Annotated in this window: 10 protein-coding genes; 2 read left to right on the forward strand and 8 right to left on the reverse strand. The window is 37.2% G+C overall.

Annotation, left to right across the window (positions count from 1 at the left end; all coding sequences use genetic code 11):
- The 8 genes from BLS49_RS17405 to BLS49_RS17440 form a co-directional block, all read right to left on the reverse strand.
- The coding region (locus tag BLS49_RS17405; protein WP_139173155.1) for a non-ribosomal peptide synthetase at positions 1–6,845 on the reverse strand (6,845 nt) is incomplete at its 3' end.
- Positions 6,846–6,864: 19 nt separating this feature from the next.
- Positions 6,865–10,791: a beta-ketoacyl synthase N-terminal-like domain-containing protein gene (locus BLS49_RS17410; protein ID WP_139173156.1), complete on the reverse strand. Its 3,927-nt coding sequence runs from the start codon at positions 10,789–10,791 to the stop codon at positions 6,865–6,867.
- A complete protein-coding gene (gene ectB, locus BLS49_RS17415; RefSeq protein WP_091233540.1) occupies positions 10,778–12,085 on the reverse strand; it encodes a diaminobutyrate--2-oxoglutarate transaminase in 1,308 nt (435 codons plus the stop codon). Before ectB ends, BLS49_RS17410 begins: the two co-directional genes overlap by 14 nt.
- A 46-nt stretch (positions 12,086–12,131) precedes the next feature.
- A complete protein-coding gene (locus BLS49_RS17420; protein WP_091233543.1) occupies positions 12,132–12,800 on the reverse strand; it encodes a thioesterase II family protein in 669 nt (222 codons plus the stop codon).
- A gap of 14 nt (positions 12,801–12,814) precedes the next feature.
- The gene (locus tag BLS49_RS17425; RefSeq protein ID WP_091233545.1) at positions 12,815–13,759 is read right to left on the reverse strand and encodes an ACP S-malonyltransferase; all 945 of its coding nucleotides are present in this window, start codon (positions 13,757–13,759) and stop codon (positions 12,815–12,817) included.
- A gap of 357 nt (positions 13,760–14,116) precedes the next feature.
- Complete coding sequence (locus BLS49_RS17430; RefSeq protein WP_091233548.1) at positions 14,117–14,686, reverse strand: ABC transporter permease; 570 nt, start codon at positions 14,684–14,686, stop codon at positions 14,117–14,119.
- Positions 14,683–15,243, reverse strand: coding sequence for a hypothetical protein (locus tag BLS49_RS17435; protein WP_139173157.1), 561 nt, complete (start codon positions 15,241–15,243; stop codon positions 14,683–14,685). The genes BLS49_RS17430 and BLS49_RS17435 overlap by 4 nt, the downstream gene beginning before the upstream one ends.
- Positions 15,244–15,282: 39 nt before the next feature.
- The gene (locus BLS49_RS17440; RefSeq protein ID WP_091233555.1) at positions 15,283–15,996 is read right to left on the reverse strand and encodes a response regulator transcription factor; all 714 of its coding nucleotides are present in this window, start codon (positions 15,994–15,996) and stop codon (positions 15,283–15,285) included.
- Positions 15,997–16,477: 481 nt separating this feature from the next.
- Between BLS49_RS17440 and asnA the strand changes: the two genes are divergently transcribed.
- Together asnA and BLS49_RS17450 are read left to right on the forward strand one after the other, a co-directional pair.
- Entirely contained in the window at positions 16,478–17,503 is a 1,026-nt protein-coding gene (gene asnA, locus BLS49_RS17445; RefSeq protein WP_091233559.1) for an aspartate--ammonia ligase, read from the forward strand.
- A 355-nt stretch (positions 17,504–17,858) separates the two neighbouring features.
- A complete protein-coding gene (locus tag BLS49_RS17450) occupies positions 17,859–18,668 on the forward strand; it encodes a lipase family protein (protein WP_091233562.1) in 810 nt (269 codons plus the stop codon).
- The last annotated feature ends 59 nt before the right edge of the window (positions 18,669–18,727 follow it).

The following is an 18,727-nucleotide window of genomic DNA, read 5'->3' on the forward strand; positions in this document are numbered from 1 at the left end:
CTTACACCTGTTTGTTTTCTAATTACACTTTCAATTTCTCCCAATTCAATTCTGTAGCCTCTGACTTTGACTTGTTCATCCATTCTTCCCAAGTACTCAATAGTTCCATCAGGCAGCCATCTTGCCAGGTCACCTGTTCGGTACATTCTCTGAACTCCACTGAACTCCTTGTCCCCATTCATAACAAATGGATCTTCAAAAAAAGCCCGTTTCGTTCTTAGTTCATCGTTCACATAACCTCTGCCAACAGAGACCCCTGCTACACATAACTCACCTACAACTCCAACCGGACACAATCTGCTAACAGAATCAAGTATATATATACTTACATTATTTAGAGGTTTACCTATCGGTACGTTAACCATGGTCTCTGGCATACTTCTGATTACATGCTGACAGATATCATCAGATGCCTCTGCTGGACCATAGGCATTGATCACAGGAATTTCAGCGCAAATATTAAACCATTGTCTTAACAAATAAGGTTTAACCATCTCGCCTGTGATCATCAAATACTTCAATTCTGGCAAACGGATTCCGCTGTCTTCTATATAGTCCATCATTACTGACATGTAGGAAGGTACGACTTCAAGCAAAGTCACACGATCCTTAGCTATAGAATCTACGAATCGCTTCGGTTCCAATACTAATTCGTTGGAATAAATAACGGTGGTACCGCCCAAAGCTAATGCCCCTACCATTTGCCACACTGAAATATCAAAACAATGATTCGCGTTCTGAGCAAACACAAAACGATGATCAAGCCCTAACATATCCCGCTCCGCCAGAATATGATTCAACATCCCTGCATGTTCAATCATGACTCCCTTTGGTTTCCCTGTGGAACCTGATGTGAACAAAATATAGGCTAAGCCGGACGGCTTGATACTTTTCTTCAAATCATCTTGATTTATAGCATCTAATTGCTTCTCAATCTGATCTAAACAAATGATTTCCCCATGATACCCATTCTTGAACTCCTCCGTAACATGCCTGGACAAGGTCAAAATATATTTCACGTTAGCTTCCTGTAGAATATCTAATCGTCTTTGAATAGGATGATCTACATCAAGTGGCAAGTATGCACCACCTGCTTTCCAAATCCCCATGATGCTTCGAATCATGTCAGGTGTTCTTTCTAACATGATGCCTACAACATCTTCTTCACTTATTCGATTATTCAGAAGGAATTTAGCTATTTGATTCGCTCTACTATTTAATTCCTCGTACATGACATCTTGCTCTTCATACCTGATCGCTGTTTTGGTCGGTGATTTATGCGCCCATTCCTCGAACAGATCTAATATAGTCTTCTCATGCTCATATTCTACTTTCGTATCATTAAATTCGACTAATAGTTGTTCCTTTTCTTCCGCTGTAACCATATCAAGTTCATAACATTTCTGTGCTGGATCTAGTAAAATCGAATGAAGCAGTGTTATAAAATGCCCTACCATTCGGTCAATTGTTTCTTCCTTGAATAACTCTGTAGCATACTCAACCATTAATGTGTAGTTGTCCCCACGATCTACAATTTCAAATTCAATATCGAATTTACAATCATCTGTTAATAATTCTTGATATTCAAACGTAACATCAGTTGATTCTAATTTTAAGTAATCGAAATCTTGATAAGAGAACATAATATCAAACAGTGGATTTCTGTTTACTTCGCTCTTAATTCCTGACAATTCAATGATTCTCTCTAATTGCACCTCCGAATTAGAGAAAGCCATCATTGTATTATTCTGAACAGTTTTCAAAAAATCATTAAAACGTTGTTGTTGATCTAAAGAGTTTCTTATAGGTACAGTATTTACAAACATCCCAATGAGATCTTGTAAGTTATGATGGTTGCGTCCCTCAACTAAGGTCCCCACAACGATGTCTGTTTGTCTAGAATACATGGACAACAACACATTTAATGCAGAGATAAAAAATGTGTACTGCGTGCACTCATTCTCTCTACATCTTTTCGATATCATCTGCTTCACATCTGCATTAATGTCATACTTCAATATATTCCCGGCATAACTTCTGGAAAGTGGTCGAACAAAGTCTGTCGCAATACCACTTTCGGGAGCCTCGCTACTGAAAACATCTTTCCAATATGATTCTTGTATACGAATTTCTTCAGAGCGTAAAAGCTCATTTTGCCATACAACAAAATCTTTATACTGGCATTTCAGAGGCAATAACGCGATATCGTTATAGATAGCCATGATTTCTTTGGCCAAAATTAAAGCACTCGCACCGTCGAAGATGATATGGTGAAAATCCAAAAATAATATGAAGTTATCTGAACTAACCTTTATTACGCGCGCTCTCATTAATGAATCATTCTTCAGATCAAATGGTCTGATAAAATCTTTTCTTAGCGTCTCAATACACTGCTCTTCATTGATTTCATCTAAGCTCTCAATATACTCAATTTGGATATTATTAATTTCAGTAATACCCTTAATAATCTGTACAATTTCACCATCAATTTGGGCAAAATTAGCTCTCAAGTTTTCGTGTCGATTTACTATTGTGTTTAATGCATTATTGAATTTGTCTATATCAAATTTACCGGTAATTTTTATGACAGATGGAAGATTATAATTTAAACTATCCGGGTTAAACTCGTGCAGGACATACATTCTTTTTTGGGAGGAGGATGTTTCATAGTAAGGTTTTTCTTCTATCTTAGGAATAGTAATTATTTGTGATTTTTGACTGTTAATTAATAACTCATCGATAATAATAGCAATACTACTCACCGATAAGGATTGTCCCAGCTTAGAAATAGGTATACGAATACCATCATATCTCACCTGGATTTCAGAAATCATTTTTAGTACTTTTAATGAGTTCAATCCTAACGAGAACACACCGTCATCCTTACTAAAATGATCTGAGTCGATCAGACGACTAACAATTTCAAATACTGTCGCTTCTGTATCCGTCATATCAGCATGCTTATATTCAAGCAATATTTTTTCCGTCTCGGATTGACCATTTTGTACATTACTATAGAACTTCTCTGGAATCATCCCCAATGGAATGTTCAAATGACACCAATCAAGCAGGTTGTTAACATATTTATCTTCTGTAATGAATTGAACATTTGCGACGATATTATGATTAACTGCATCATAAATAACCTCAGCTTCACTGAGTAAAGGGCATTGGTTAAGCTTTTCTTCAATTAACCACGTGCTAAATAACCTTCCGTCTTTTAAGAAGCATTGCTCCTGATGTCCAACCATTTCTAGCTGGGCCTCATTCGTTATTCTTGCAAGCCATCCTGTATTATAAATTTCAATTCTATTTTTACCTAAATATAACTGGCCATAATTATTCGTGATGACCGGTTTACCCTCTTTATTCAGGATAGAGCAACAGAATTCATCATTTAGAATGCCGTAATCAGATACATGAATAGACAATTGTCTTTCAAGTTGTCCTAAATTGATATTATTCACAACACTAATAGTCGTCGTCTCATCTTCTTGCGAGAAAACGTTCAAATCATATAATGGACGAATTGGATCATCACATAATTGCTCCATAATACTAAGGTATAGCTGCAACCATCTGGATACGCTCTCTCTTGAATAAAGTTCACTATTAAAATCGATGTCAAATACAATTTCACCTTTAAAATCAATGATGTTAAAAAACAAGTCGTATTTCACATTTTCTAAATCTAATGGCAAAATTTCAATCGTCGTTTCTATAAATTCTTTACTTTGAGGCATTCGATCCATATTGAACATAATATTCATCTGGGGATGACTTATTTCAATCTCCATACTTAATGAATCCATAGGAAAGTTTTTAATAACATCAAATTCCCTGAACGTTTTTAAGTTGCTTTTTGCAAGATTAATAATCGTTGAGTCATCATTGAGCTGCGCCACTATTGGAAGAATAGAATTACAATTACCAATTAACGATTTAGGTGCGATAGCTTGTTGTCCTGCAACGGGTACTGCGATGGCGAAATTTTTCTGCTCCGAGATCTGATTAAGCATGATTTGATATACTGAAAGGAACACAATAAAGGGGCTGCATTTAGCGGTTGCTGCTAATTTCCTTACTTTTTTTATAAAACTATCATCTGTGGTGTAAGTTAGACGTTCCCCTTTATTTTTACCTGTATCCGCAACCGACATCAGGTTTCTTTGGGGTAAATGAATCTCATGATCACAATCGCTCAGATATTCTCTCCAGAAATTAGAAAATTCCGTTTTATCGAGACCTTTTAAGGCGATTTCATTCAGATCTAAATACTCACTAAAGCTCACAACCTCATTAAATCTGGGAGTATCTCCTGTCTTTAAGCTATTATAGGCTTCAATTAATTCCTCAAAAAGTAGCGACACTGACCACCCATCTGCAATTAAGTGATGAGCTATAATTAGCATTCTCACACTACCATTGGATATGTTGTTTGGTTCCAAAACATACACCTTAAATAACGGACCATTGATATAATCAAATCTTGTATTTACCAACTCAGATATAACATTGGATTCTGAATCTATATCTGTTTTGATCACGACAACAGGATTAGTTACGTTACTATTAATGCAAAATTTTGACATGTCACTTGTGATTGTATAACGTAATGCTTCATGCCTAGCCACAACGATTTCTAACGCAGCATTCACACAACTATAGTCAATATGACCTTCTATACTGATTAGAATAGGTTGATTAAATGCACTTGTGCCCTGATTCACCATTTCAGAAGCTAACATTTTTTGTTGCTCCAAGGTTAACTCAAGGGTCTTGTGAGCCTTTACACTATAACGGTCTATCTTCTCATCTACTAAAAAAAAAACTGATTTCATTTGTAGACAAGTCTCTTTTACTGCATTAATTATTTTTTCCAAATCCTCATCGGTATGGCTGACAGATAAGAAGCTGTTTCTACCTTCCCAAATATAGACCCCTTTATCCAGAAGATGATAATAGAACATTTCCATATTGCCTCTTAATATAAATCTAAAGAGAGATCCACAGTACACAATCTCAATAGGGGCCTGATTCTCTATAAAAAAGGCATTCAAAGTATCCGCTAAAAATTTCGTTCTAGCGTTGATAACGGGATAAATGGTATCACTTTCTGCTTTTATTTTATGTAAAACTGCCTTCGCTGCCGCCATAGTCAATGGATGATGACAGAACGTTCCACCAGCAAATGTTCTTCTTTCCTCATCGGGTGGAGTGGAGTCATCACCATAATTCCATACACCACCATCAATACAATTCATAACTTCCTTTGTTCCAGCAACAATACCAATTGGCATTCCACCACCAACGATTTTTCCATAAGTAACCAAATCTGCCTTTACTCCAAAAAACTCTTGTGCTCCACCTTTTCCCAAACGAAAACCTAGTATCATCTCATCAAAGATCAATTTGATTCCTTTGTTCTCTGTTAAATTCCTTAATTCATGTAGAAACGCTCGTGGTTGCAGATCCGGTCTTCTACTCTGAACCGGTTCAACAAGAACCGCAGCGAGTTCATCCGCATGCTCTGAAATAAACACTAATGATTCTGGATCGTCATAGTCCAGGATGTAAATATCGTCTACAAGACCCTGTGGAATTCCCCCAGCTATTGGTGTAACAACTTCCTTCGCTTTGTTCATAGGATGCATTCCCAGTACTCCGTCAAAGGTTCCATGATAAGCACCCGCGAAAATTACAACTTTATTTTTCCCTGTTGCTGCTCGTGCAACACGAAGCGCAACCATAACGGCCTCTGTACCAGAGTTAAAAAAGGATACTCTTTCTGTACCCGTAAATTCACATATTAATTCTGCTACCTCACCTGATAAATCTGTAATCAAACTAAGTGGAAATCCTTTAGTTAATTCATTCGTTATAGCCTCTTTAATAAAATTTGCATTATGACCGAAAAGACTAACGCCGAAGTCCATCGTTAAATCAATGTAGGTATTACCATCAATATCTGTAATGTGAGAACCTTTACTATCCTGGAATACGAGCTGATACACCATTTCTTTAATGGCAGGCCGAAATCCTGAAATATTTCTCCAATCCGCATAAGGTAATCTGTATTTTGCTGCGAATTCTTTAGATAATTTAGTTTTAGCTGTATAACGTTCAATCAAATCTTGAATATGCTCGGTTTGTTTCTCGTTACTCCGCTTTTTCTCCAATTCTATACGTTTGTGTGGGATATAGGGTTTATAACTGCTATTGCTATGATCCTGATTAATCTCGACAACATGCGGCTCTTTATAACTAGTTTTGTTTTCTATTTTTTGACCTTGTTCGGGGAGCTTCATTGTACCAGTATTAGGTGTCATAGTCGTTGCTGCTACGTGATTACCCGATAAAAATTTTAATTGATTATTCATTATTTCTAGCTGCTGTGAAAATAAACTTGCTACAGAAGCATCATCAATTTGTATATTGACAGGTACATTGATAGGTACATTCGTCGGTGCTTCTGAATGATTCACCAAATGCTCATTATGTTTTACATCCTCAGTAGCTTTATCCAGAACATTATTTTCAATAGCAATCTTTTGTAGAGCATCGGTACTTTGTTCGATTTGTATGAAATAATCCGACTGAAGTCGAGGTAATATATAATCTGAAATATCTGCTACCGAGGTTAGCTGTTCAAAAAATAGTGTAAGAGGAATTTCTACATGGAATTCCTCCTTAATATAGCTATTTACATCCGTTAATATGATAGAATCAGCACCTAGCTCGATAAGATTCTCATACCGATCTATTCCTTGAGGATCCATCCTTGCTGTAGTTGCTATCAGTTTCGTTAATCTATCTACAACTATTTCATAATTATTTGTATTCATTTCATTTACTCCTTATATTTTATATGTTTTGCAAAACTAAAAATTCCGGCCAACATCTATTTTTATTGAATAAATAAGTAGGTAAGCTCTCTCTTCTACAATTTTCAACCATGAATAGGTCGTTCCAGCAGGGCTGTGAACCTCTCACATATAGTCCACATATTTTCTCCATTAAACGATCTCTATCGGCTTCTTTCGGATCACTCAAGAAATTAGAAATGTACTTCCTGGTCGATTCATTGAGTTGTTCTACATCTTCCGACGTTAATTCACCCCACTGAACACCTTTTCGCAAATCTTGAACTACTTTAACTTCACCAACATATATTTGCTCTTTAAGCTGCGTAGCATAATCGAATTGGCCAAGCTTCTGTATCAGTTCCTTCGTGTCTTTAGCGACTATAGCTAAACGATGTGGATCATGGCCCCTTCCCATGGATGCCGTGTAACAAATATCAGCTAGTCTTAACTCATTATTTGAAGTCAAATAATCAAAATAAGTATTTGCTAACGTTTTCAGACCGTTTCTAGTTGTCGCAGACAAAACAAATGGATATGATTTAGGAGCCTGTTCTGTACTTCTATCTTCTATAAATTCTTCAAGAATCGTATGACAATTAGTACCTGAGAAACCAAAATTACTAACGCCACATCTGCGAGGGATCATTTCTGTGTCCCACTTCTTATAATGCCTATTTACATAGAACGGAGAATCAGCAAAATTAATTTTACTATTTAAAGATTCGATGTTTACCGTAGCAGGAATCACTTTATGTTTGAGCATCATGCAACACTTGACGATACTCACCAAACCAGAAGAAGCATACAAATGCCCTATGTTAGATTTAACTGAACCTATTGCACAGAATTGTTTTAGATCTGTTTGTGACCTGAACGCTTTTGTTAGTGCATTAATCTCGATGGGATCGCCTAATTTTGTTCCTGTCCCATGTGCTTCAATGTATGATATATCTTCAACACTAAGCTCAGATTTTTCTACAGTATCTATGATTAATGCAGCTTGGGCATCGGGATTAGGTGCAGAAAGCCCCACTGAATGTCCGTCTTGATTAGTATGGATCGAGCGAATTACCGCATACACATGATCTTTATCTTTTTTAGCCTTGTCATAGGGTTTGATTAGAATCGAAACGATTCCTTCGCCCTCACCTGTCCCATCAGCATTTTCTGCAAAAGGTCGTGTATGACCATCGGAGGATTCAATTCCAATAGGATCATTTCCTATGATGGGTAATACCTTTAGTTGTACGCCACCTACAATGGCTTGCTCACAATCTCCATTGGCTATCCCCTGGCAAGCAATATTTAGAGCAGACATAGAGGCTGAACAAGCACTATCAACAATTAAACTCGGACCTTTAAAATCCATAAAATAAGACAATCGTCCACTAATATTTGCGGATAAAGCACCTGTAGCAGACTGAGAGTCTTTCGATTTTTTCAAAATATCCTGATACTGATAACCCTCTAAGTCAGATATATAACCAACATAAACTCCTGTTTTACTAGACTTTAACGCATCGCCTCCGTACCCCGCATCTTCGATCGAGGCGTAAGCCGTCTCTAGAAATAATCTTTGGGACGGTGACATTGCAATAGCTTCTCTCTTAAGTACTTTGAAAAATTCGTGATCAAACTTGTCGATTTCATAAATAAATCCGGAATCATTCACTTTTCTAACGCCTTCGACTCCTAGACTATTCAAATAATTGTCTACATCATTTTTTCTCGTGTTTGGTAGAGAACCAACACTTTCTACACCACCACACAAATTACTCCAGAATTCATGAATGTTTGAAGCTCCTGGTAAAATAGCTGACATTCCAATAATGGCTATATCTGATCTCTTGTTATCGTTCACATTTTTTGGGAAATCTTCATTTTTTGAATATTTGCTGTTTTCCTCTTCGATACCACATATATACTTAGCTAACTTTTGGATACTCGAATATTTAAAGAAATCCTCACTAGTAATCCTGTTAGGGTATATTTCATCCAAACGAGCTGCTATATGATTTAACAATAATGAGTTAATACCGTATTGAAAAAAATTATCGTTTAAACCTATTTTCAAATCCGGCGACACTTCATTACATATGGCTAAAATAGTTTGATTAACCTCATGAATGTTGTATAGTGATTGTTGTTTAGAATGACTCGTCCTCTCATCGAATTCAGCATTACTCGCTAATCTTTCTTCCTCAATTAGTGCGTTACACTCATCAATAACATCTTTATAAGAGCCATTATCAAAATTCTCTTTTAATGTGAAACGCATTAGTTTTCCACTTGAAGTCTTGGGAATTGTTGCAACAGGTATAATATAGTCCATATTGATCCCGATGGTCTTGGCAAACTGCTCTCTTAAAGCAAATGTTATAGGAACAAATTTTTTGTTATCACCCTTATGCACTACGAAAGCCAGTATTTTCTCTGTCTGTGTTTCTTGATCTATTGTTGAACAAATGGCCACTTTGTTAGGACCGATTTTTTTTACTTCACAAGCAATACGTTCCAGATCATTCGAGAAATAATTTTGTCCATTTACGATAACTATTTCCTGGGATCGTCCTATTACTACTAATCGATCATTGCAGAAAAAGCCAAGATCACCGGTTTTAAACCATCCGTCTGCAGTTCTCGATTCTTCTGTTGCATCTTTATTGGAATAGTAATGGTCTGAGACACTACCACCTTTAATTTGTATGATCCCTAACATATCGCTTCCTAAAACCTTACTATCATGATCACATACTCGTATTTCACAATGTTTTACAGCATATCCCTCATCCACATAAGATGAAGCGGATGCATCATTCTCATCATCAAGATAGATGATCTTTTCTCCTACCTTAAGGGAGTTTCTATTAATTACAATTCGATGAATTCGACCCTCATTTAGTTTGGGAAATGCAATAGCAAGCGTAGCCTCCGCCATCCCATACACAGGAAACATGCTGCTTTCTTTCAAACCATAATTAGACATTTGATTCATAAACTCATCACAAATTTTAATGGATATAGGCTCAGCACCATTAAAAATAATTCTCACGTTTGAAAAATCATAATTGTTATTTTTATTACGATTTCTCTCAAGGCCTAATAATGCATATTTCAACCCAAAATTAGGTGAAGCGAGTATGGTTCCCTTATGTTCAGTAATCTTATCCAGCCATAACGTAGGTTTCACCACAAACAACATTGTATTCATGGTGCATTGAGCAACATCCGCTGCTGTCATGGCCAGATGACATCCAATCAACCCCATATCATGTGTTAGCGGCATCCACGATACGATGACATCTTTACGATTTAGATTCACTCCGGCAATAATAGCATCTATGTTCAGCATTAAATTTCTATGTGTTAACACAACGCCTTTGGGCATGCCCGTTGAACCAGAGGAGAATTGGATAAATGCCGTATCCTCAGGCATTGGCGCATGGAGCTGGCCATTTTCTGAATACAAGAGGGTTTGCTCACAATCTATAAAACGTTCATTCACTAAATTAAAATCATAGTTTTCTTGTTCTGCAAATTCTTTTAACTTTGTTAAAGAATCCTTTTTTCCAATTACATACCCGTTCTCTAAAATTAGTAATACATTATACAACTTGCGCCTAAATTCATCTTTTTCATCCGCCACAATGGGGACGGGGACAATTCCTCCAAGAATGCAAGCCCAAAACACATGAATGAAATCATAATTTTCACCCAATTGAAATACTAATTTATCTTTACTTTTTAACCCTTTACTTTGAAGATAACCTAGAATACACAAGGACTTCCTATAAATTTCATGAAAAGAACAACGAATCTCCTCTGACTTGCTTTTCACAAATGTGATCCCGTTTTCCTTTTCATTATCTTTATCAATCAATAACTGAGTTAATGTACTAAACTTTAATACATTATTTTCTTCCAAAATATTCCCCTCCAACGTTATGGTGTGACGCTATTTCACAGCCCACTATGTTTGAATGCATGACTTCACTCAGTATTTCACATCCTCTTTCAAGATGATCTGCAGTAATAGTCAGTGGAGGCAATAATTTCACTACGGAATCTTCTCGACCAGCTCGTTCTAAAATTAATCCCTTATCAAAACAATCCAGTACTATTTTTTTGGAAAGAGCACTATCACCTATTTTTGATAGATCTATTCCCCAAATCATACCTAACCCACGAATCTCTATTTTTTCACTAATAGTACCTATGTTTTTCTCCAAATAACTTTGAATGAATCTTTCATTTCTCATAACTATATTGTCCAAATCTAATTTTTCTCTTAACTCTAATGCTGCACAGGCAGTAACAAAAGCCATTTGATTCCCTCTAAAAGTTCCATTATGTTCACCAGGTTTCCATTCATCTAGCTCAGGTTTTAATAAGAGCAATGACATAGGTAGGCCATATCCACTAATTGATTTGGAGAGTGTGACCATATCAGGTACAATTCCTGCTCTTTCAAAAGAGAAAAATGTGCCTGTTCTACCACATCCTACTTGAATATCATCACAAATTAGCAATATATCATGTCTCTTACACAAATCAGCTAATCTTCTTAACCATTGCTCTGAAACTGGATTAACTCCACCCTCGGCTTGCACCGTCTCAAAAATAATTGCAGCTGGCTTTTCTATACCTGAATGATCATCAAGCAGAATACTCTCAATATACTGGATCGTATCGAAATGATTCATCAACCCAAAAGGATGTGGCATGAACGTCACTTGATTAAGTGGCATTCCTGCCCCCTCTCTACTACTTTTATTACTTGTAGCCGAGAGACTTCCCAAGGACATCCCGTGGAACGAGCCCATAAAAGAAAATATATTAGTTCTTTTCTTCACCTTTCGGGCTAATTTTAGCGCTGCTTCTACAGCATTTGTGCCTGTCGCCCCGCAGAATTGCAGTTTGTATTCGAGATCTCTCGGTTTCAGAATACGCTCTACAAATTTCGTTACGAACTCTCTTTTTGCAACCGTATACATATCTAACCCATGTGTTAAGCCATCATCATTTATGTATGTCAGAAGCTGTTCCTTTATATAATCATTGTTATGACCGTAATTCAGCGCACCCGCACCTGCAAAAAAATCAATATATTTTTTGCCAGTTTCAGAATAAATGACGTCGTCTTTTGCCTTCAGAAAAACATCACTAAAAGACCTACAATAAGAACGTACATTGGACTCATACAATTCGAATGCGTTGATAGGAATCAGACTCCTTCAATTAATATTTTTATAATTAATGGTATCTTTAGAATCCTAGAATAGTATTTATCGTACTCACAGTCTCAAAGACATATTCATTAATAAAAAAATGTGATCCTTCAAATTCGTAGTATGAGCAAGTCATGCTTGCATATTGATTCCACTGCATCATATTGTCATAGGAAATGTCAGATGCACTGCTGAACAAACTAATATCACATGAAATCAGCGGCATATCATCAGCGACTTCATAATCTTCTACAGCTTTAAAATCATTCAATAATAAATTAAACACATACTTGGAAAATTCCGCATCTTTTGTAATTGTCGGGGGGATCCCACCCATTTCGCACATTTTAGTTTGAAATTGATCGTTATCAAGTAAATGGTAACCTTTGGGATTATATAAATGAGGTGGATTCATCGCTGAGATAATAACATGCTTAGGGAGTGATTTCTTGCTACTATATATTCGTGAGTACAGTTCTAAAAGAACATACACACCCATACTATGGCCAAATAGTGCATATTCCTCTTCTTCCGTCTCGATCTGACTCATCACGTTATCGGCCATTTGACCAATAGTTTGACATATTGATTCCTTAAATCTAGTACCTCTACCTGGAAATTCAATGGGATGCAATTCAATTCCTCTGTCTAAAAACCTTTTCCACTTTTGATATGTGAAAGAAAATCCGCCTGCATAGGGTAGTATATAATCTCATGAATTCACACCATACTCCCAACTAAATAACTCGATAGAGTCCTTCTATCTTCGACTAATTCGTAGCTATATGATTGGATTTCGGCATCTGTTGATTTCATAAGCCTTGATAATATTTTTCCGCTTCCAAGTTCAACCCATATATTCGTATTTTGCCGTTTGAAATATTCAATCGTCTGAAACCATTTCACCGGGAATACAAGCTGTTGCGTCAAATTATGTAGAACTGAATCCATATGATAAGGCTTCACTGACCAATTGCTGATCACAGGATACCGTGGTGCATTGATGTGACAATTCCTAATATATTCAGCCAACTCTTCAACTGCTGGTTCCATCATTGGACTATGATAGGGCGCATTTCCAACAATTCGTTTATACGAGGCACCACTTTTTGAAGCTTTCATTTCTAGTTTCTCTACATCACATTCTCTTCCTACAACACAACTTTGACGAATAGAGTTATTGCAACTTACCCATACATTTACACCTTGTCTACGCATTTGCTTACACATTTCTTCTATTTCCTGATAGGCAATATTGTATATTACAGACATCACACCTTGTTTCTCATACATCATTTTCTGTGCAATCTTTGATCGAAATGTTACCAAAGGCAGTACTTCTTCCAGAGTAAATACTCCTGCACAAGTTAAAGCACTATATTCACCTAAACTATGTCCCGCCATAAAAGAAGGATAGAGTTGCATCTCATTTACAATATGTCTAAATGAGGCAACACCTACCGCTACAATAATTGGTGCGCTAATTGTTATATCGCAAAGTATCTCTTTCTCATCTTCAAAACAAATGCGAGAGATATCATCCCCCACAATCTCTGATGCTTCCTCAAAAGTATGTCGTACTATTTCACTTTCGATATACAGTTCTTCTAACATCCCTTTTCTCTGTGAAGACTGTCCTGGGAAAATAAATGCAAATTTCTCCATCTTTATCCCCTCGTTTTTTAATAATCAGTCATCTTTAAATTAAGTATTTTATTAGATTAATCATACAAAAAATTCAATTTATTGATATTCAAGGATTTATAGTGCCATATTATTATAATATACTATTATAGTCAATATACTATATTTATGTTTATATTATTTTTATTTTCATTTAATGTGATATCAAGTAATTAAATACTATTTATTCCACATTTGCTTTGTACTACTAAAGATGTATACGAGCATACGGAATATCATTCAAGAGGAGAAGAGTAATGGGGGAGGTACAATTCCAATATGGAAGTAAATTCCCAAAAACAGACATCGGCTAAACAATTAAGTTTAGCCGATGGAAAATTACTCTATTACAAGTATATGTGGAGATGTTGTAGCCACTAATCTTGAAGAAGCCCAAGAGCCAAGCCCTGCTGCAATTATAGTCACACAGGCAAAGGCAATGATCCCTCCCCAATTCAGTATTAAAGGTAATTCAGCAATGCCATAATCAAGGAGTATGCTCCCTAGAATCATAGGCAGAAGATACACTCCCACAAATATACCTATGACGGCTCCAATCGAAGAAAGAGCTACGATCCCCAGTGTTATTGACAATCTGATTTTTGTTGAAGTCAGACCTATGGATTTATATATCCCGTAGATTTTACTTTCTTTTCTGATGTTAATCCGACTTGTACTGTATACGATGATGCATCTAACTCCAGTAAATAACAATCCCATGATACTCATAGGTAAAATTAAAGATGCGACAGCTTGTTTAAATGTAGCATGTGTTGCGGTTTGCACTGATTGTGCTGACAAGGAATCCTTATATTGTACATTCAATTCATTTACTATGAGATCGGTATCTCGGTCATCAACCAAATTAATATATGCTAGATTATAGTCGTTATAATCAGGATGATTCACTTTAGGCACATCCGCTGTAACCCTTGCTGAAATAGATTGATTAGCGACAGCCTGGGGAAGAGGAAAAGAGGTTTAGCGTGGGTTTTCTCAATAAACACAGCGCTTGCAGGTATTGCAAATTTAGCATTCCCAACCTGAGTTTGGGTTGCCTCATCAACCACAGGAAAAGCGATATAATAGGTGTCGCTATCTACTATTGCATGAAATAAATCATAATGAAGCGCTGTTTTTAAATCTATTTGTTGGACGGTGCTGTCTGGTGAAGAATTGAAAATCACACGGCCATCCAGTTGCACATAAATCAAGCTCACTTGATGATCTTGAGCCATGACCTGAAGGGTATCTTGTAGCTTGGTATCAATATGAATTTCCTGATTATATTGCTCTAGGTAAAGCATAATGTCACGCACCAGAATCCGTACCTGGTTAATAACAGGCCGAGAATCAGCTTTGTACTCATTATTATAGTTGTCCCAGAGAAAACCAATTCCACACCCGAATATGATGAGTAAACAAGCAAAGACGAATTTGATCCATTTTCTAATCCAATCACTCAAATACATATGTATCTCCCATTCTTACTTATCATCCACTTGCTATTCATCCAGGCTAAATTTGTATCCGATCCCCCGAACTGTTTTAATATACATAGGATTCGAAGGATCATCTTCCAACTTCTCTCTTAATCTTCGAATATACACGGTAATCGTACTTTCATCTCCATACGTAGTGTAGCCCCATACAGCATCCAAAAGCTGACTTTTTGCGAACACTTGATTTCTATGCCTGGACAGAAAAAATAATAGCTCCAGTTCCTTCGCGGTTAGTGAAACTTCATTGCCTTTATTCGTTACTTTATATCCTTTTCTATCAATGGTGATCGTTCCAAAGTGCATAATATCCTCGCTCTCCGATTGCTTTGACGGGGCACTGATCAAACTCTCAATTCTTCTTAAATTAGATTTAATTCTTGCTAATAATTCAGTTAATGAGAAGGGCTTCGTCATATAATCATCTGCACCAAATCCAAGACCAAGAACTTTATCAGTGTCGCTGCCTCGTGCACTCAGGATAAGAATCGGGACATTATTGTTCTCGCGAATTTGCCGACAAAGCTCGATTCCGTCAATATCAGGCAGCATAATATCCAGAATAATGAACTCTGGCTTCAATAGCTCAATCAAATACAAGGCATCTTTACCGTTACCAGCGATAGTAGCCTCAAATCCGTTATTGTCGACGTAGTCCTTTATAATTCTGGAAATGTCTCTATCATCTTCTATAATAAGGATCTTTCGGTGTCGATTCATATCTATTCTCCTGAATTAATTAGTATATTAAGTATCTGCAACCATCTAACTACACATCCACTAAAAGATTGGTTCTAAATCAGCTTTTGATCACGAAGTAGTTCATTAAGGTATACTCGGAAAATTGAAATATGATGAATAAAATACATATGTAATTAATTAATATAAATTATAGTATTAATAGTAAAATATATGCAAGTTTATATTGCCGGATTGTTAAAATATGGTTGAAATTAAATAGTTGTCTTGCTATAATCCATTTAATAATTTTGTAATAACTTGGTACAAATGATATGGATTTGTTATAAATTAGGATTGATATAGACAAAATACACTGTGCTTTCAAGTAACATGCTGTGAACAAGAGCTTAGAAAAGACTTTAATGCTCACCATAATGCGAGGATCATTAAATGGATTCCTGAGCAATCGAAACATTCCGTCTTGCTGAGATCTTAATAAACCTATCGAGGGGAAGTTCTCATGAAATCTGCAGAAACGCCATTTAAAAATTTTAAACAATACGAATCGAAGTTAGACATCAAGGAGACACAGAGGGCAATCTATACCCTCAAACGGGTCTTTGAGCAAGAGCTGGCAGCAGCTCTGAATTTGACAAATGTAGGTGCACCACTGTTCGTTGTTACAGGAAACGGGATTAACGACAACCTGAACGGAACAGAAAGACCCGTCCAGTTCAATGCACCAGGTATTCAAGATCAGACCCTGGAAATTGTACATTCTTTAGCCAAGTGGAAGCGAATGGCGCTGGCAAATTACGGGTTCGAGCATGGTGAAGGCCTGTATACACAAATGAATGCCATAAGAAGTGACGAAGTACTTGATCATCTGCACTCCATTTATGTAGACCAGTGGGATTGGGAAAAAATAATTTCCCGTGAGGAACGGCATGTGGGGACACTGATGACAACAGTAGAGCAAATTTATGAAGCTATCAAATCAACCGAAGCCTTCATCAGTGAGCGATATCCCCGCCTTAGCCGCAAATTGCCGGAAGCCATCACCTTCATCACTTCACATGAGCTTGAGGACCTGTACCCATATTTGACGCCTAAGCAACGCGAGGACGCAGCGGCAAGGGATTATGGAGCAGTGTTCGTAATGCAGATTGGAGGCTTGCTTCCAGCATCCGGCTTACGACATGATGCACGTTCACCAGATTATGACGATTGGCAACTAAATGGGGATATCATTGTATGGAACCCGCTTCTAGAGTGTGCTTATGAGCTTTCTTCAATGGGAATTCGGGTGGATTCCGACTCACTAAAGCGTCAGCTAGCAGAAGCCGGATGCCCAGAGAGGGCCTCATTGGAATATCATCAACAGCTTCTTGCCAATAAGCTCCCATTCACCATCGGTGGAGGGATCGGGCAATCCCGTTTATGCATGTTTATCCTGGAGAAGGCTCACATCGGTGAGGTTCAATCCTCCGTATGGCCTGTAGATATGAGGACACTGTGTGAAGTTTCCGGCATTAATTTACTTTAGGGAAAAGGGCCTAGTCCTCACATATTCGGGAGTACAGCAACAGCAACTAACATATTTGCCTTAACCTTATTAGATAATTCGTACCATACGCCAATAAAATCCCTATCTGTAGGGCTTTAATTGGCGTTTTTTAGTGCCGCAATCTCTTGATTCAAAGTGGTTTCATCTCCTCAGAAAATGGTATAGAGACAGAGTCGCTTTGTTTCTTTATTATTTAACTTTTTAAGTATCTGCTTCCAACACAATTTGCCCGTTTGATTACGTAGCCTATACTCCCTCACCGCACGCCTCTTCTTTACAGTACAGGCATCTCTCCCACCTCATCCTAATATATTTAAGAGAAGGGGGGATATGTATGAGCATGACAGTTGAGCAGGAGCAATGGGCTATCTTTCTGGCTGCGGTCTGTGGACAAACCTATGATCAGTTTACGAATACAGACGGTTCGTTCGTCGTTCCATCCCATTATTCAGTCTGTGATATCATTGAAGCTAAATCTATTATTAATGCATGGGAACGCTTCGGGTTTATTCTGGAGTCCTCGCAAGACATTATTGTTGCCTTTCGCGGAACCAGTTCAACAACAAATTGGATATCCGATATGATCGCATCACAAAAAAATTTCAAATACATTAAAGAGGATTGTCTTACCCATCGTGGCTTCACAGATATTTATTCATCTGCTCGCAAAAAGATTATATACACGCTGAACCAATTGTCTCCTGATAAGGCACTTTACATTACAGGACATAGCCTTGGTGCAGCTCTTGCAACATTATGTGCGATTGATGTTGCTGCAAACACCATATTCGTCTCTCCCAACCTGTATACATATGGGTCGCCTCGTGTGGGCGATCCTGCCTTTAAAAAAGCTTTTACAAAATATGTTCAGAACAGCCATCGCATAGCTAATCCCTTTGACGTTGTAACCCTTGCGCCTCCATCCATCTACAAGCTCCCTAAACGCGAAAAGACATACTACTACAGTCATGTCCCAAGCGTCTTTCAACTTGCTTTTCAAATGGGGTCGATTAGTGCCAATCACATAATAGCAAGCTATTTCGCAGAGCTATCCAAGCTACAGCCTCAATACGCGCAAATGTTATGTTCAACGAACCCTGAATTTTGCCCGACAGTTATTACTAAGCCGGATCCAGTTTCCTGATATCACTCGATATAATCCTTTGTCTGAACAACATAAACACTTAAAGGGATAGAATCTTT

Origin of the sequence: Fontibacillus panacisegetis (assembly GCF_900102215.1) — a bacterium.
Lineage (GTDB): Bacteria > Bacillota > Bacilli > Paenibacillales > Paenibacillaceae > Fontibacillus > Fontibacillus panacisegetis.